This is a genomic window from Methylotenera sp., from assembly GCF_030684185.1.
Taxonomy (GTDB): domain Bacteria; phylum Pseudomonadota; class Gammaproteobacteria; order Burkholderiales; family Methylophilaceae; genus Methylotenera.
Genome location: NZ_JAUXOY010000030.1, coordinates 107,973 through 125,463, shown reverse-complemented (window position 1 = coordinate 125,463; position 17,491 = coordinate 107,973). Strand labels below are relative to the sequence as shown.

Here is a 17,491-nt window from a genome sequence, read left to right as displayed (position 1 = left end):
GTTCTACTTTTAGTTATTTACTGCTAGTTTCTAACTGTAAATTACAGGCTAAATACCATCAAACCGCCACCCATATTGGTGTAGTGTTGAAGTTCTTTAAATGCACCTACCGCACCCAAACCAGCACTTGGGTCAGTCAAGTCGAACACTAGACCAACACCAGGCCAGCCACCTACGCCAAACATGCTACCAACGTATTGTTTGCCTTTGAAAGCGTATGTCATTGGAGACCCGATACCGCCTGAAGGCATTTTGAATTTCCACAACTCTTTACCGTTGGCGTTATCTAATGCTTTTAGTTGACCATCCAATGTTGCATACCAAACTAAACCACCTTTGGTGTATAAAGTACCACCCCAAGCAGCAAATTTCTCCCATTTAGACCATTTAACTTTACCTGTTACAACGTCAAATGCCCGAATTGTACCCATTTCAGTTTTGGTTGGTCCACTTGGGCCAGGATACATCGCAAGTGTTGCACCTACGAAGAATTGACCTGCTTTGTATGGCAACATGAACGGCTCCCAATCCATACAGATGTGGTTTAAGCCAGCATACAATGTACGAGATTCAGGGTCATAAGAGTCAACCCCTTGGTTATGGAAGCCCATCGCTGATGGACAAATGTTAGTACCTTTGTGGTCCATACGTGTGTTAAATTCTGGATCACGTACTGGCAAGCCCGTTTTTAAATCCACTTTTTTGAACACGTTGACTGCTGGGTCCACTTTATCCGCTAATATTAATGCACCTGTGTCACGATTAAGTGTGTACATAATGCCGTTACGGTCAAGGTGAGTCAGCAATGGTGTCATTTTGCCGTTGACTGGTTGGTCAGTCAGCATCATTTGGTTTACACCAGCAAAATCCCACTCGTCATGTGGTGTTTTTTGGTAACCCCATTTAGCTTCGCCTGTATCAACATCACGACCCCAAATAGTCATAGTCCATTTGTTGTCGCCTGGGCGCATGGTTTCGTTCCATGGTGCTGGGTTGCCAGAACCGTAGTAGAACAAGTTTAATTTTGGATCATAAGCATACCAACCCCAGTTAGTGCCGCCGCCGATTTTCCAAGCGTCGCCTTCCCAAGTTTTAGTACCTAAACCAAATTGACCATAATGTGGGTTTGCAGAGTTAAAGTCTTTTTTCAAACGAATATCTTCGTCAGGACCTGTGGCATAAGCACGCCATTTCAACGCACCTGTTTTTAAATCAACGGCATTGACTGCACCACGAACACCTAGCTCAGCACCAGAACAACCAATAAGCACCGTATCTTTAACCACATAAGGGGCTTGTGTGAGTGTCGAGCCAACCTTTGGATCGCACATTTCCACTTTCCAGTTTACTTTTCCTGACTTAGCATCTAACGCAAGCAAATGACCATCGGCTTGTTTTTTGATAATTTGACCAGCACCATAAGCCACACCGCGGTCAACAATATCGCAACACATCACCGCTTTGGTTGAAGCATCTTGTTTAGGTTTATGCGACCAAACAATTTTGTTAGGGTCATTCAAGTTCACCGCATAAGTATTGTTAGGAAATGCAGAGTGAATGTACATCATGTCGCCAATCACCAATGGTGCGCCTTCATGACCGTGCAATACACCTGTAGAGAATGACCAGGCTGCTTTTAGATTTTTTACATTGCCTTTGTTAATTTGTGATAATTGGCTATTATGCTGGCTGTCGTAGCCACCAGTTTGTGTAGCCCACTGATTTGGATCTTTCACACGTTTATCTAAGTCTGCATCTGCAAAAGCAGCTCCTGCTGCCGCAAGCATGAACAAACCGCCGATTGCAGCACTAACTTTTACATTAGATACATTGCGTTTCATATTCGTCTCCCGTTGATTGGTTAAACTTCACTATAGCCATTTCTACTCAAAAATTTGGCGTTACGAACTATGTACTTTTGCAACAATCTTATTAAGATGAAAGTTTCCCGACGTGCAGTGAAGTTACTCCCGCTGGTTACATCTCAGTTATATTCCTACTAAATCTCAGCTATTTTCTTGTTATCGGGAAACTTTCACCTACTCAAGCATGGCGTTTTGCACAATAATCATCGCTCTATGAAGATATACGATTTTTGGCAACAGCTAAACACTACAAAGAAAGATGCGCTTAAGGCTTCTGCATCAGTGTTATTGGCGTTTGTAGTGGCTTTAAAAATCAATTTAGCGGAAACGCTTGCCGAACGCTTAGCGCAATATGAGGCATTTCAGTTAGATGAAATACCTTTCTTGCTACTGTTTATTGCCATTGCCTTAGCTTGGTTTGCATGGCATCGCATGGTTGAACAAAAAATGGAAATTGCTTTAAGAGTTGTTGCAGAAGAAAGAAACTTACAATTGCTGGCTGAAAACAAATCGCTCACGCAACACATCCTTAAAGTACAAGAGTTTGAACGTTTAGAGCTGGCGCGTGACTTACATGATGATATTGGGCAATACTTGTTAGCCATTCGGCTGGATGCTTCCGCATTAACCGTGAAAGGTGATGATGACAACCCTGCACGGCGCATACTGTCAAACGCGGGGCATATTCAGAACATGGCAAAGTCACTCATGCGTCGCTTGCGCCCAGCACCGACTAACAGTAAAAACTGTGTGGATGGTATTCATTTAATGGTGCAAGAGTGGCGTGAACTGCAACCGAATGTGCATATTGAGTTACATATTGATGAATGCACGCAGCTTTTTTCAGGTCAAACTGATGCGCAAGACCGCGCTATTTCAGCGCAGATTAGTGTGACGCTATATCGTTTTGTACAAGAAGCACTCACCAACATTGCTAAGCATGCGCAAGCCAAGCATATTGATATTTCATTGGACTTAGTCAACGTTGCGTTCAATGGCAATGCGCAACACTTATGCCTTGAAATTAAAGACGATGGCATAGCCCTAGATGTTCAAGCGGTATCGAGTGGTATGGGCATAATAGGAATGCGCGAACGCATTAGTGCGGTCAATGGTGAGTTTTTAGTCCGCAGTAACCGCCCGCATGGCTTGATCGTATGTGCGAAAATTCCTATCAATATGACGCGTAAAGACGTATAGCACTATCGTTAAACCTAACCTGGCATTCAATTAAACTTTTAGGCAAATATCATGGAAAAAACCATATTACTGGTAGATGACCACGCAGTGGTTAGACAAGGCTTAAAAAGCCTGCTGAACCAGTGGGGCTACCGCGTGATAGCAGAAGCGGACAGCGGCGAAGCCGCCATATTACAAAATCAAGAACATAAACCAGGCTTGATTATCATGGATTTGGATATGCCAGGCATGGGCGGCTTGGAAGCGCTACAAAGAATCATTCTGCGCCAGAAAAATATCAAGATTATTGTTTACAGTATGCACGACGACAACATTTACGCTTTACGCGCCATGCAAGCGGGTGCCAAAGGTTATGTGGTGAAGTCTGATGACATCAATGTACTGATTGATGCAGTTGAGAAAGTTTTTCAAGGCGAACGATTTATTGGTCGCAAAATCGCAGAGCATCTGGCTATTGATTTAATGAATGAAAATAATAAGCCGCTAGAAAAGCTTGCCCCACGTGAGTTTGAAGTATTCAGGCAATTAGCCGTTGGCAACTCTTTAGATGTGATTGCTGAGAGCTTGAATATCAGCTACAAAACGGTAGCCAATATTCAAACGACTATCAGGCGAAAGTTAGATGTGCAAACAACCGCCAATCTAGTGCATTTAGCCATTCAACTAGGTGTTACGCGAAGTAAAGCTTCTGTAACTAAGTAACAAACCCTCATTACCCTCTTTTATCACTTTCACTCATAAGCACACGTAAGCACACATAAGGATTTATTTTGAAAAAACTAGGCACACTATTCACCCTCGTAACCGTATTGTTTTTTTCTGTAACGGTTGCTTTAGCAGAGGGCCCCGCCAAAGGCAAAAAAATCTATAAAGAAATGGAGTTTATCCAAACGTTTAAGGGTAAAAATAAGCAATTTGTTTTAGATACATTAGGCAAGCCCATGAAAAAACAAACCCCTACTAAACCAACAGGCGCAGATAGTTATGTAGGTAAAGCTGTGCCTGGTAGTGAGAAGCAAGGCGGTGAAAAGCAAGATGTCATTGAAATGTGGTATTACCCGAATCTAGTGTTATATAACTCAAAAGATACCTTCAAAAAAACTGAGCTGACCTTTATTAACGATAGATGCACCAACTTAACGTTTGTAAACTAAGTTTCAGTTTTATATGACCAGTTTCACAGTAGAAGCAACCGAACTCACACGTCTATACGGTGGACGCGAAGCCGTTAGCAACGTCAGCTTTACCTTAAGCAAAGGCCAAGTACTGGGCTTTTTAGGCCCCAATGGTGCAGGTAAATCCACCACCATGAAAATGCTCACGGGCAACCTTGCGCCAAGTAACGGTAGCGTGAAAATCTGCGGTATCGATATGATGGATAATCCTAAAGAAGCCAAAGCCTTGATTGGCTACTTGCCTGAAATGCGCCCTTTATATAAAGAGCTGACGGTAGATGAATATTTAACCATCGCCGCACGTCTGCATCGCGTGGCCAGTGGCAATATCAGAAAAGCGGTGGAAAATGCTAAAGAACGCTGCGGTTTAGGTCACATGAGTAAACGCTTGATTGAAAACTTATCTAACGGCTATCAACAGCGTGTGGGCATTGCCCAAGCGATTATTCACAGCCCGATGGTAGTGATTTTAGATGAACCCACGGTTGGGCTAGACCCGATTCAAATTCGCGATATTCGCGCCTTGATTCGTGAAGTGGGCAGTGAGCATAGCGTGATTATCTCCACCCACATTTTGCCTGAGGTTGAAATGGTCTGCGACCACGTGCAGATTATTGATAAAGGCAAACTAGTGTTTAACGGCGGCATTGACGTATTGAAAAAACAACGTATTGGCCATAAGTTGCTTATCGGCTTTCGTCATGCGCCAAGCGTAGATGCGATGCTGAAAATTGCAGGTGTGGTAGAAGCTGAAAGCTTGCCAAATGGCATGATGCGTATTCGCTTTGCTGAAGATGCCGCAACGACTGAAACACCCGCCGAAGCCATCGTGCAAGCTGCGGTGAGCAATGGCTGGGGCTTGTATCAAATTGCCCCAGACCAAACCAGTTTGGAAGATGTGTTTGTGCAGCTCACCTACCAAGATGCTGCATTAGCTGCGGTCTAAATAAGGAAAATAAAATGCACAAAAAATCTTTAGCTTGGCGCATTCGATTGCTCTTTACTGCAAGCTTATCGCTTGTTTTTTCAAGCAGTGCTTTTGCAGAAGCCGACCCAAAATTATGGCCTGTGCTGAAAGAAGCCTATTTTGCAAAACGTGAAATGCAAGAAGTTGATTTTATTAAAATTGATGCGCCAGCCCGTGCAGAAAGCGGTGCGCAAGTGCCGATTACTTACAAGATTAACAGCACAGCGGCAAATGGCGTGGTTGTTAAAAAACTCTATACTTTTGTGGATGGCAATCCAATTCCCTTAACGGCTACTTTTCATCTTACTCAAGCACTTGGTCTTGCTAAATCAGGCGACTTTGAGTTATCTACGCGAATTCGCTTTGAAACAGATGCTTATGTACACCTGGTGGCTGAGACTGAAGAGGGTCAGTTGTATCTAGCTTCTCGCGAAATTCGCGCTTCTGGCGGCTGCGGCAGTACTGATAATAGTGATGAAGCTGCAATTCGCGCGGCGGTAGGTAAAATTAAATTCAAAGTGGACGAGCCAGTAAAACTGGGCAGCCCTGCTACAACCGCCTTTAACATCAAGCACATCATGCGCACTGGCTTGCAACGCGATGCTGCTACGCAAGGTTACTATCCTGCGTTTTATATTAAAAAAATCGCTTTCACCTTTAACAGTCAACCGTTGCTTAATGTTGATGTTGGTGTGGGCACTTCTGAAGACCCCTATTTTAAATTCAATTTTGTCCCTGAAGCTGTAGGTAAATTAGCGGTGACCGCCACAGATAATGAAGGCAAGGCTTTTGTGTCTGAAATAGAAGTAAAAGCTAATTAGTATGATACTGAATCTTGCCAGAAAAGAGCTCAAAAGCATGTTTGCCTCGCCGATGGCTTGGGTGATTTTATCGGTGCTGATATTCGCATTTGCGACTTACTTCATCAATGCTGTGACGCAGTATTTTTCAATGATGGATGGTAGCATTCAATCAAACGGTCGTATCGGTGTGACCTTGTTTGTTGGTCAAAGCTTGTTTGGTTTGGCATCATTTGTCATGCTATTTGTCGTACCGCTACTTTCTATGCGTTTAATTGCAGAAGAACGCCGTACACAAACCTTAACCTTTTTATTGAGTGCACCCATTTCATTGACGGAAATTGTGCTGGGTAAGTTTTTAGGCTTAATGGCATTTTTGATGATCATTATCACGGTGATTACCGCCATGCTATTGACGCTCAACCATTGGACAGAATTAGACTTCGGCTATATTTTTTCTAACGTACTCGGGCTTTTTTTACTCGTGGCTAGCTTTTCGGCTCTTGGGCTTTATTTTTCCAGTATCACCGCGCAGCCCGTGATTGCTGGCTTGCTGACTTTTATTGCTTTATTTGCCTTGCTCGGTTTAGACCAGTTTTTAGCGGCTGACTCTAGTAATCCGCTCAGTCAAATGCTTCAAAACCTATCGCTGATGCGACATTTTGAGCCGTTATCGCAAGGCATCATAGATTCAAAAGACATTATCTTTTTTCTATTATTTACTGGCATATTCTTAATATTTACCTTGCGCCGCTTAAATGCGGAACGCTTACGTGCTTAAATCAACAAATTCCACATAAAAACACATGAATAAAAGCAAAAAACATCAGCTACAACTGTTGATTCAGGATCATACCTTTGTATTATTTTCACTAGTCATCGTCGCGCTACTTGGGTATCTATCAACGCAATATCATGTTTTTCGTGATGTAACGCAAGACAAACGCAACACGGTTTCTGAAGCTAGTTTAACGGTTTTAAAGCAAATGAAAGGTGCGGTTTCTATCACGGCCTTTGCCCCTGAAGATGAAGTGCTTCGTCAGAACATTAAAAGTTTTATTGCCCGCTACCAACGCACTAAATCAGACATTCAGCTAAGCTTTATCAATGCAGCTAAAGACCCAAAACTTGCCCAAGCCGCGGGTATTAAAGCCAAAGGGGGTGAGCTGGTTATCACCTATCAAAAACGTAGTGAACATCTTATTCCGCCTTATACGGAGCAAGAACTCACCAACGTGCTGATGCGCCTGTCACGCACGCACAGCCAAGCGGTGATGCTATTGAATGGTCACGGTGAACGTAGTTTTACCACAAATAATATGCATGACTTTGGCGCATTTGGCAAACAGCTCATGGATAAAGGTTTTAGTTTATCAACGCCCAATATCACCACAGAAACAAATCTACACAAAAATTGGGCAATGCTCGTGATTGCTAGCCCTAAAACCAATGTATCGCCGATTGAAGTCGCTAAAATTAAAAATTATTTGGATGGCGGTGGCAATATATTGTGGCTTTTAGATGACGAAAACTTGCATGGCTTAGATGAAATAGCCCAGTATATCGGCCTAGAAGTAGCGCAAGGCTTAGTAGTGGACAAATCTGCCGCAGAATTTGGCGGCGATATTAAAACCGCATTTGGCGTGCAATACGGCGACCACCCAGTGACAGAAAATTTTAGAATACGCACTTCATTTGCCGAAGCTAGAAAAATCACAGCGCATGGCACTTACGAAAATGGCTGGAAAGTGCAAGATTTAGTGCATGTGTCCGCCAATGGCTGGCTAGAAACCACGCCTTTTTCGCCTGAAAGCGATCTTAAAAAAATCACTTTTGATGATAAAAGAGATGTGCCTGGTCCGATTAACATCGCCCTAGCGATTGAACGTAAATATGGCAAAAAAGGTCAGCGTGTGGTGGTGGTAGGCAACGCAAACTTTTTATCTAATACTTTTATCATTAACGGCGGCAACCTTGATTTAGGTCTAAACATGGTGAATTGGCTAGCGGGTGACGATAATATAATTGCGATACCACCGACGATATTGAAGGATGGTAATTTAAACCTTACCGCTGAGAGCAATTACAAACCTGTTTTTATTGGTTTTCAAATACTACTACCATTAGGCTTGCTTATTTTTGGCGTTTTTAGTTGGTGGACACGCAGAAAAGCTTAACCAATAGATCAAAACTGTATTTTAAGGAAAAACAATGTCCGTGATTACCCTTACCAAAGCTAACTTTAAAGAAGTCATAGAAAGCAATCATTTCGTGATTATTGATTTTTGGGCAGAGTGGTGTGAGCCATGCCTGAGCTTTAGCCCTACTTTTCAAGAAACCGCCAAACAAAATCCAGACATCGTTTTTGGTATGCTCAATAGTGACGCCGATGCGGATATTGCTAAATTTTTTAATATTGAGCAAATCCCATGCGTACTTGCCGTAAAAGACCAAGTGGTGATTGATGGCGTGGTTGGCGTAATGCCGCCTGAAAAATTTACAGAAAGCATCATTCAGTGGCGTGATTTTGATAACGCGGAAATCAACCGCCATTTTGCAGAAAAAGCATTTGTATAAAAGTAAGTGCACATTTCTATGCTGAAAAATTTGTTTTTTCTTGTCGTTATTGCTAGCGTATGTATGTTTACGCCACATCTAACATTTGCCGCTAATGCAAATAAAACAAAAATTTTGACTAAAGAATTTAACGCCAAAGAAGCATTTAGTTTGCATAGTTCAGATCTACGCACTTTGATGTTAGCTCTCTATGAATGCCGGCCGCAAGCCTTACAAAAAAGCACAAAAGTCAGTAAGGAAGAATTTGTGCAATGGGTATTTGAAGGCCCATTTGGCTGGCGATTCGATGCCATTAAAAATACCCAATCTATTGAAGCCCTAAAACTAAGCTTTAGCCAAGAATATCAAGGCGACCGCGTGCTACCGCTTATTACGGGCTTATACACCATGCTATTGCAAGCTTATGGCGGCAAAAACGAATATACTTTTGAAGCCGCCAACCCACAAAAATTGACGATTGCCGCACAAAATGCTGATATTAGCGCGGCTAAATTACTGAGTGCCGAACAAGAAAAAAGTGCGGCAGAGGTCAACGAAAATTGCCGCACAAATATTAAACAAATACTGAATCGAATAGCCCAGCGCACTGAGGCAGATGCCCGCGGAATAAGCTCATATACGCCTACTGGCAACCGCTTAAATCCATTTCAAATGGATGCGAATACACTTGAGTTTATTCCGTTATAAACTACTTCAATTTTTAGGAGCCTAATATGCAAGCCAGTGTAATGTGCATTATCATCGCTAGTCTAATTGCCTTTCCAATAGCACATGCTGAAGAATCTACAACACCCGAAAATACAAGCATAAAATTTGTGGAAGAAGATTCCGCAGATTGTTCAATTGCCGATGGCAAGCTAATAACAATTCAAAACACAAATCCGACAACAGGCTATCAAGTATGGGTGGATAGATGGTTTATGGATGTGCAAACCCCCGACCATACCAAACAGATTTTACTACCGAATACTGCTGCTACACCTCTAGGCTGCTCAATGGCACGAGGTGGCGGTAAACAACATTGGACTATTTATAGCGTTAAAGTAATAGACTAGCTAAAAATGCTAGATGAATTAAACCACTCATTATCTTGGGATAAACTCCTAGCAATTTGGTGAGGGCTTCCCTTACCAAGGCTTTAGCCAGTAGTTAAAATTACAACCAGTTAATCTCCAAAGTTAACTAGTACTTGTAATAAGTTTAAAGCCACGCAAATCCCTTTGCGTGGCTTTTTTTGCACTATAAATTAGTTAGTGTGCCAGTGTATTAGCCATAGGGGGTTTAGCATCAGCAGGCAACTTCGCACGCCAGTTGCTGGCGGCTAGTTTAGCGGCGGCAATATCTTCTGCCTTCATGGTTTTAGCCAGCGCATCTCTTGCTTGTTGCGCGAACACGTGGTCTTGCTTGCCTGCAAGCTCAAACCACATATAGGCTTCTTTCGCATCTTTTTTCACGGCGATGCCATCGCGATATAACAAGCCCATTTCGTATTCCGCTTTATGGTGACCTTGCTCGGCAGATTTGCGTATCCAGCTTTCCGCCAATTTCACATCTTTTTTAATGCCGTTACCATCCAAATAATTTTTACCCAATGCTAGCTGCGCTTTATAGTGATTTTGTTCGGCAGCTTTACGATACCAATCACAAGCCAGCTTGCCATCCGCCTTAACGCCACGCCCTACGGTATAAAGCCTGCCTAGTGCAAATTGCGACAAAATATGGCCTTGCTTGGCTGCTTTTTCAAACCATTTGAACGATTCCACATCGTTTAGCTTTACGCCTTGCGCTTGTGCGTACATCACGCCTAAGTTGTATTGCGCATCCTGATGCCCTTGTGCACCTGCTTTTTTGTACCACTCTGCAGCCTGCGCGTAGTCTTGTTTAACACCTTGCCCTTCGTCATACATCATGCCCATAATGTGTTGCGATTGCTTATCGCCTTTATCTGCCAAAGGTTTGAATTCTTTAAGCGCAGTGGCAAAGTCACGCGCCATAAAAGCGGCTTTGCCTTCATCAAAGCCTGCAAAGCTTTCACATGAAGCAAATGCCATAAATGCCACCAGCATGCTGTTAAGTAGTTGTTTTTTCATAATTTCCCTTTGTTAAAATTTTCTTACCCTTCAACTAAACCATGACGTATGGCAAAACGCACCATGTCTATAGGGCTCGTTACGCCTAATTTCTGTTTAATCATGGTGTAATAATTTGCCACTGTTTTTTGGCTGATTTTAAGCATTTCAGCCACTTCTTCCACCTTTTTACCTTCGGCCAATAATCTAAATACTTCAAACTCCCTCCCTGATAACAGGTGAATAGGATCACTCTGTCCTGAAAGTGTTTCCAGTGCTATTTTTTGTGCAATTTCTGCACTTAAAAAGGTTTTTCCATTGGCAACTTCTAACACTGCGCGCGTTAAGTCTTCCGCTGCACCCGTTTTGGTGACATAGCCCTTTACCCCAGACTTGATGGCTTGAGAGGCAAATGATGCGGTTTCATGCATCGAAAAAATGATGATTTTAGCCGCCGGATAGCGCTTAATGATGCGCCTAGCGGATTCTAAGCCGCCCATGCCAGGCATAGAAATATCCATCACCACAATATCTGGCTTCAGCTCCCCATAGCACTGATAAGCTTGCTCGCCAGAATCCGCTTCAGCAATCACTTCTAGCCGCTTATTAAGCTCCAATAATCGGCGTAAACCTGATCTGACTACGGCGTGGTCATCTACCAAAATCAGCTTAATGGTCATCATCAAGCGACGCTTTCAGTCATACGCGCTTGTTTGGGCAGTTTAATCATAATTCGGGTTCCTTGGCTTATGGCTACTTGACTTACAAGGTCAGGATTTCCAGTATCAGATTTTTTGGATGATTCAATTTTCATCTCACCCATCAAACCTTGTATGCGCTCATTCATGCCTGCTAATCCAAAACCTTGCGCTGTAATGGTGGGGTCGAAACCCACGCCATCATCTTCAATATGCAAATATAAATACTGCGCATCCTGCCTTACGTTAATGGTCACACGGTGAGCATTGGCATGTTTGGCAATATTGGTTAAACATTCCTGCACCACGCGGTAGGCAGTAATAGATACAGCTTCATCAATGGGACCAATATTGCTCACGATATTCTGAATAATGTTGACGTTTCTGCAACGTTGCCGCCAATGATGTATGAGTTCGCCTAAAGCCAGGCTAAGCCCCAATTCATCCAAAGCGCGAGGCCGCAAGCGCTGTAGAATTTCATGCACCATGTCCATCATTTGACGCGTTACGCTGCTTATGGCCTGTGCGCTTTCTTTTGCTACGGATAATTTTTTACCATTTAAAATGGCGCTAGCATCCACATGAATCGCCGTTAAATACTGGCCAATTTCATCATGAATATCTCGCGCCAGGCTTTTACGTTCATCTTCTTGCAATCGGATTATTTGCTGCGTTAAACGGTGATTATTTTGCGTGCTACTTTGCAAAGTATCCGCCATCGAATTAAATTTTTTGCCAATTGCATCCAGCTCAACTTGTTTAAAATCGGGCAACCTACTGCTAAACCGCCCTTGCTCCATTTGCGTCAAAGCATCTAAAATTCTATCCACTGGTTTAAATGTGTGTTTCACCGCGAAATACACCAGCACATTGATCAACACAAAAAATAGTGCAGCCAAACCGAGCAAGCCTACGGTGTCGTTCCAAACCTCAGCTATCTCATAGCTTGGGTCAGGCGTCACCACCAGCTCACCTACATAGCGCCCACTTAAAATAATGTTTCTGGTTTGTTTTTGCATTTCTGCACCAGTCAGACTCATCGCATTTACAAACCATTTTGGCGGCGCATTATCCTCTAGGGCTTGCTTCTTATTGCGATTAGTCTCACGCAATTTACCGTTAATATCATAAAACTCTATTTTTAAGTGCCTGATGTTACCTAATTCTTTCAACCTAAAAATTGAAGCACCATCGCCATTGTTAATCCAACCAAAATCAGAAGAATAATGCAGAATTTCAGCATCCAATAAATGTAATGCCAAATTTGCCGTAGATGTGACCTCAGCCCGTACGTCTTCACTGGCGTTTTTCACGACAAAAAATGCGCTTACACTTAATAGCACAAGCAGCAAGCAGGTAATCATCAAATTTAGTTTAAGCTGAAGACTCATATAAGCGTATTTTCTAAGACTTACGTATAGTATAGATTTCGATGACTTTCATCATGGGAGAAATTCCCGATTGGATCTTATATATTCTGAATACAATTAGAGAGTAGTTTTAAATTACGAATACAAAATCCAAAAGTCCAGTCTGGACTTTATCCAGAAGTCATTTCTTTGAGTTAGTTGGTTGATAGCCTTATTAAGCCGTCAGTTACTATTAATTGAGAAAAATTGTTTAATCTCGTCCGCGTTAAGCGCAGCCAGCTGATAGTCAGGAGGAACTTCAATCTCTAAATTAACAGCCACCCTTATATCCTGAATCACATATTGCATAAGACAACTTCTTACAGGGGTTTTTCATGGCGTAAAAAAAATCAGCTGAGAGTTAAGAATATCATGTGGCACTTGGTTTTTAAATGTTAATTTATTACCATGTAGACATTATTGGAAATCACCTAACCAAATGAAATTACTTAGCCCATCAGAAAGATTAAAGCCTCGCTGTCGCAGACTCCGTAAGAAATTACGTGTAGGTGAATTCAAAGAGTATGGTTTTAGTGTTGACATAACCTTCAATAAAAACACCGTTCGATTTAACGATGCTGTTGATAGCTTGATAGAGTTTGTGGAAATTAACCACTGTATTTTTGGCGGTGGCGGCGATCAGAACTCAAATAATATTTCAGGATTTATATGTAAATTTAATACTGGCACATTAACTCAGGATGACTGGCTGAAAATGAAGTGCTGGCTTGAAGTGCAAAGCTGGATAATTGAGTTCACTCTTCATGATTTACAGGATGCTTGGCATTGCTAATGTGATCTGCATACAACTTTTAATATATTGAGACAAAATCCAGTAAAGAACTTTATTTTTCAGGAAAGGACTTTATTTGCTGGGAAAGAACTTTATTTTATGTGTTCACAATTAGTAAACAGTTAAGCTAATTTATTCAACCGTCACGCTCTTTGCCAAATTCCTGGGCTTATCAACATCGGTCCCTTTCAATAACGCTACATGGTACGCCAGCAATTGCACTGGGATTGTATGCAAAATAGGGGAGAGTACGCCCACGTGGCGCGGTGTGCGGATGACATGCACACCTTCAGACGCACTAAAATGACTATCAGAATCCGCAAATACAAATAGTTCACCCCCGCGCGCCCTGACTTCTTGCATATTAGATTTAACTTTTTCTAACAAAGCATCGTTTGGCGCGATGACTACTACAGGCATATCACTATCTACCAACGCCAATGGGCCATGTTTAAGTTCGCCTGCGGGATAAGCCTCGGCATGGATATATGAGATCTCTTTAAGCTTGAGCGCGCCTTCTAACGCGATTGGATAATGTATACCACGCCCTAAAAACAAGGCGTGCTGTTTATTAGCAAAGGCCTTTGCCCATTCACGAATTTGCGGCTCTAAATTAAGGGCATGCTGCACGCTTCCTGCTAATTGTCTTAACGCGCTTAGATGCGACTGCTCAGCTTCGCTATCTAATAAACCACGTTGTTTAGCAAGTGTAGCGGCCAAGGTAAACAAGGCTACTAATTGCGTGGTGAAGGCTTTAGTAGAGGCCACGCCGATTTCCGCGCCTGCACGGGTGTAAAAAACAAGCCGTGAAGCTCTTGGAATGGCACTCTCTTGCACGTTACAAATTGCCAAAGTTAAATTCTGACCCAGCGATTTAGCGTGCTTTAGCGCCTCCATCGTATCTAGCGTTTCTCCTGATTGCGAGATTGTCACGATAAGCTGCTTAGGATTAGCTACAGATTGGCGATAGCGATATTCACTGGCGATTTCGACGTTAGTCGGTATTTTGGCAATACTCTCTAGCCAGTATTTAGCCGTGAGTGCAGCGTAATAGCTCGTTCCTGCAGCCAGAATCAAGATGCTATCGACTTGCTCAAATACTTCACTGGCGTTTATACCAAATAGAGCTGGCGAAAATTTGTTATCATCTATCAACGCTTCAATGGTATCTGTTAGCGCTTTAGGTTGTTCGTGTATTTCCTTTTGCATGAAGTGAGCATAAGGTCCTAGCTCCATACTGGCAAGCGATACATCGCTCATATGGATTTTACGCTCAACAGTGTTGCCATCACGCCCAAAAATCGTTACACCATCGCGGCGAATATCAGCAACATCACCATCTTCTAAATAAATTACTTTTCGTGTCACAGACAATACGGCAGAAACGTCTGACGCGATGAAGTTTTCACCATCCCCTAAGCCAATCAGTAACGGGCAGCCCAAGCGCGCGGTAATCATATGCTCAGGCTCTTTAACTGAAATTACACTAATGGCAAACGCGCCCGTAAGTTCAGCCACGGCCTTTTGTGTGGCAGCTAACAGTGCTAAATCTTTGTGGTAAAAGTGAATCAAGTGCGCAATAACTTCAGTATCAGTTTGTGAGGTGAATTCATAACCCAGGGCTTTTAAACGGTTACGTTGTTCATCATGATTTTCGATAATGCCGTTATGTACTACAGCAATTTCACCTTTAGAAACATGGGGATGGGCGTTACTCTCTGTGACACCGCCATGTGTAGCCCAGCGTGTATGGCCGATGCCAACCTCTCCGCTTAAATTGGATTCCAATGCTTTTTCAGTCATGGCTGCAACGCGGCCAACAGCGCGTACACGCTCTATGCCACTGCCACTTAAAACAGCAACACCAGCAGAGTCATAGCCACGATATTCCAAGCGGCTGAGTCCTTCTATTAAGGTTGAAACAACATTTCTATTTGCAACTGCGCCTACAATGCCACACATAAACTATTTTCCTATGTCTTTAGTGCTTGTTGGAATTATTATCTGTAATCTACTTTTTAATTTTTTGCGGGCGTTTCCAGCCCACAATCGTTTTTTGATCTTTGGCGCGACAGAAAGTTAAAGCATCTGCTGGTGCATCTCTTGTGATTGTGGAACCTGCGGCAATGGTTGCCCCTCGTCCAATCGTCACAGGTGCGACTAATTGCGAATCCGAGCCAATAAAAGCGTTATCTTCAATTATCGTTCTGAATTTATTGGCACCATCATAATTACAAGTAATTGTGCCTGCGCCGATATTAACGTTTTTTCCTACGGTTGTATCGCCTACATAACTCAAATGGTTAATTTTGCTACCAACATCAACCTGCGAGTTTTTAAGTTCAACGAAATTTCCTATATGCGTATCTGCTGCCAGCGTGGTACCTGGACGTAATCGGGCAAATGGCCCTATACGACTATTTTCGCCAATCTTTGTGTCATCAATGTGGGTAAATGGTGCAATTTGAACGCCCGCTTCTATGATGGCATTTTTAATAATACAGTTTGCCGAGATTTTAACGTTATCGCCTAAACTAACGTTTCCTTCAAACACACAATTCACATCAATCTCAACATCGCGTCCACAATTAAGCAAACCACGCACATCTAGGCGGGCTGGGTCTTTAATTGTTACGCCTTGCTGAAGTAACTTTTGTGCATTACGTAATTGATAAACACGTTCAATCTGCGCTAAATCTGTTTTTGAATTGATACCAGTGACCGACCATTCATCTGCTGTAATTTCCGCAACTACATTGACTTTATCATTTACCGCTAATTCAACAATGTCGGTTAAATAATATTCTCCCTGGGCATTGTGGTTGGTAAGTGCAGACAACCATGTTACCAAATACTTATTTGGCATCGCCATAATGCCAGTGTTCACTTCATTAATTTGGCGCTGTACTACTGTGGCATCCTTGTGTTCAACAATTGCAGCTACATTACCTGTGAGCTCGCGCACTATACGACCATAACCTGTTGGATCATCTTTATTAAAAGATAATATTGCAAGCTTATTGTTCGCTTGCTCTAATAATTTACGGCAGGCTGAAGAATCAACTAGCGGTACATCACCTAATAAAATGAGCGTATCTGCATCATCTTCTAAAAACGGCACTGCTTGCTGAACCGCATGGCCAGTTCCCAGTTGTTCTTCCTGTTTAACCCATGTAATGTTTTCGTTAGCAAACGCCTCTTTTACCATTTCACCGCCAAAGCCGTACACTACGATTATTTTGTTAGGATTAAGAGTTTTCGCACAATCTATTACATGCGCCAAAATAGTTTTTGCACCAACAACATGCAGCACTTTTGGCAAGGTTGAATACATGCGGGTACCTTTACCCGCTGCCAGTATGACAATGTTAAGTTTGTTCATTTTTAAATTTGGAATCTCTTAAAACTGTTTATTTATATATACAAAGTATAACAAAAAAGGCAGCCGAGGCTGCCTTTTTGCTAATCTTACATGAAGCTAAATTTAGATTAGTGTGCTGATTTACGCAAACGCTCAATTGCTTGAATCTGCGCTAACGCCTCCGACAATTCAGCCTGCGCTGCAGCGTAATTTACATCTGAAGTTCTGTTTTTCAACGCTTCTTCAGCAGCCTCTTTTGCCGCAATTGCTTTTGCTTCATCTAAATCATGACCGCGTACTGCGGTATCAGCTAACACAGTAATTACACCTGGTTGTATTTCTAGCAATCCGCCAGAGATATAGATTAACACCTCTTGCGCCTCGTTAACTTGCTTGATACGAAGTGAACCAGGTTTGATGGTCGAAATCATTGGTGCGTGATTTGGATAAATACCCACTTCACCAGCACTTGCAGGCGCAACGACAAACTCAGCTTCACCTGAGAAAATACTTGCTTCTGCACTAACCACATCAATATGAACAGTATTTGCCATTTTTTTTCCTTAAAGCGTTTAAC

Annotated in this window: 18 protein-coding genes; 11 read left to right on the top strand and 7 right to left on the bottom strand. The window is 42.5% G+C overall.

Annotated features, from left to right (window positions below; all coding sequences use genetic code 11):
* Positions 1–41: 41 nt before the first annotated feature.
* Complete coding sequence (locus Q8J82_RS12705; RefSeq protein WP_305328436.1) at positions 42–1,841, bottom strand: methanol/ethanol family PQQ-dependent dehydrogenase; 1,800 nt, start codon at positions 1,839–1,841, stop codon at positions 42–44.
* Positions 1,842–2,057: 216 nt separating this feature from the next.
* Here Q8J82_RS12705 and Q8J82_RS12700 point away from each other — a divergent pair, with 216 nt between their 5' ends.
* The 10 genes from Q8J82_RS12700 to Q8J82_RS12655 all read left to right on the top strand — a co-directional run bounded on the left by Q8J82_RS12700 (position 2,058) and on the right by Q8J82_RS12655 (position 9,639).
* Positions 2,058–3,065, top strand: a complete 1,008-nt coding sequence (locus Q8J82_RS12700) for a sensor histidine kinase (RefSeq protein ID WP_304890750.1) — start codon at positions 2,058–2,060, stop codon at positions 3,063–3,065.
* Positions 3,066–3,116: 51 nt separating this feature from the next.
* The gene (locus Q8J82_RS12695) at positions 3,117–3,767 is read left to right on the top strand and encodes a response regulator transcription factor (protein WP_304890751.1); all 651 of its coding nucleotides are present in this window, start codon (positions 3,117–3,119) and stop codon (positions 3,765–3,767) included.
* A gap of 68 nt (positions 3,768–3,835) precedes the next feature.
* Entirely contained in the window at positions 3,836–4,219 is a 384-nt protein-coding gene (locus Q8J82_RS12690) for a hypothetical protein (protein ID WP_304890752.1), read from the top strand.
* 13 nt (positions 4,220–4,232) lie between these two features.
* A complete protein-coding gene (locus Q8J82_RS12685; RefSeq protein WP_304890753.1) occupies positions 4,233–5,186 on the top strand; it encodes an ABC transporter ATP-binding protein in 954 nt (317 codons plus the stop codon).
* Positions 5,187–5,200: 14 nt separating this feature from the next.
* Positions 5,201–6,028, top strand: a complete 828-nt coding sequence (locus Q8J82_RS12680; protein ID WP_304890754.1) for a quinoprotein dehydrogenase-associated SoxYZ-like carrier — start codon at positions 5,201–5,203, stop codon at positions 6,026–6,028.
* Position 6,029: 1 nt separating this feature from the next.
* Entirely contained in the window at positions 6,030–6,788 is a 759-nt protein-coding gene (locus tag Q8J82_RS12675; protein WP_304890755.1) for an ABC transporter permease, read from the top strand.
* A gap of 25 nt (positions 6,789–6,813) precedes the next feature.
* A complete protein-coding gene (locus Q8J82_RS12670; protein WP_304890756.1) occupies positions 6,814–8,184 on the top strand; it encodes a GldG family protein in 1,371 nt (456 codons plus the stop codon).
* A gap of 34 nt (positions 8,185–8,218) precedes the next feature.
* On the top strand, positions 8,219–8,584 hold the full coding sequence (locus tag Q8J82_RS12665) for a co-chaperone YbbN (protein WP_304890757.1): 366 nt from the start codon (positions 8,219–8,221) through the stop codon (positions 8,582–8,584).
* A gap of 18 nt (positions 8,585–8,602) precedes the next feature.
* Entirely contained in the window at positions 8,603–9,271 is a 669-nt protein-coding gene (locus tag Q8J82_RS12660; RefSeq protein WP_304890758.1) for a hypothetical protein, read from the top strand.
* A 26-nt stretch (positions 9,272–9,297) separates the two neighbouring features.
* Positions 9,298–9,639: a hypothetical protein gene (locus Q8J82_RS12655; protein WP_304890759.1), complete on the top strand. Its 342-nt coding sequence runs from the start codon at positions 9,298–9,300 to the stop codon at positions 9,637–9,639.
* 195 nt (positions 9,640–9,834) lie between these two features.
* On the opposite strand, the gene Q8J82_RS12650 is transcribed toward Q8J82_RS12655, so the two are convergent.
* From Q8J82_RS12650 to Q8J82_RS12640, 3 genes are read right to left on the bottom strand one after another with little or no spacing between them, the layout of a single operon-like run.
* On the bottom strand, positions 9,835–10,674 hold the full coding sequence (locus Q8J82_RS12650) for a tetratricopeptide repeat protein (protein ID WP_304890760.1): 840 nt from the start codon (positions 10,672–10,674) through the stop codon (positions 9,835–9,837).
* A gap of 23 nt (positions 10,675–10,697) precedes the next feature.
* A complete protein-coding gene (locus Q8J82_RS12645) occupies positions 10,698–11,336 on the bottom strand; it encodes a response regulator transcription factor (RefSeq protein ID WP_304907966.1) in 639 nt (212 codons plus the stop codon).
* Entirely contained in the window at positions 11,336–12,742 is a 1,407-nt protein-coding gene (locus Q8J82_RS12640) for a histidine kinase (protein WP_304907965.1), read from the bottom strand. The genes Q8J82_RS12645 and Q8J82_RS12640 overlap by 1 nt, the downstream gene beginning before the upstream one ends.
* 457 nt (positions 12,743–13,199) lie before the next feature.
* Here Q8J82_RS12640 and Q8J82_RS12635 point away from each other — a divergent pair, with 457 nt between their 5' ends.
* The gene (locus Q8J82_RS12635; protein WP_304890763.1) at positions 13,200–13,553 is read left to right on the top strand and encodes a 50S ribosome-binding protein YggL; all 354 of its coding nucleotides are present in this window, start codon (positions 13,200–13,202) and stop codon (positions 13,551–13,553) included.
* A 132-nt stretch (positions 13,554–13,685) separates the two neighbouring features.
* Here Q8J82_RS12635 and glmS read toward each other — a convergent pair whose 3' ends face one another.
* The 3 genes from glmS to Q8J82_RS12620 all read right to left on the bottom strand — a co-directional run bounded on the left by glmS (position 13,686) and on the right by Q8J82_RS12620 (position 17,468).
* Entirely contained in the window at positions 13,686–15,515 is a 1,830-nt protein-coding gene (gene glmS / locus Q8J82_RS12630; RefSeq protein ID WP_305328435.1) for a glutamine--fructose-6-phosphate transaminase (isomerizing), read from the bottom strand.
* 49 nt (positions 15,516–15,564) lie between these two features.
* Positions 15,565–16,935: a bifunctional UDP-N-acetylglucosamine diphosphorylase/glucosamine-1-phosphate N-acetyltransferase GlmU gene (glmU, locus tag Q8J82_RS12625; RefSeq protein ID WP_305328434.1), complete on the bottom strand. Its 1,371-nt coding sequence runs from the start codon at positions 16,933–16,935 to the stop codon at positions 15,565–15,567.
* 107 nt (positions 16,936–17,042) lie between these two features.
* The gene (locus tag Q8J82_RS12620) at positions 17,043–17,468 is read right to left on the bottom strand and encodes a F0F1 ATP synthase subunit epsilon (protein ID WP_304890766.1); all 426 of its coding nucleotides are present in this window, start codon (positions 17,466–17,468) and stop codon (positions 17,043–17,045) included.
* Between the last annotated feature and the right edge of the window lie 23 nt (positions 17,469–17,491).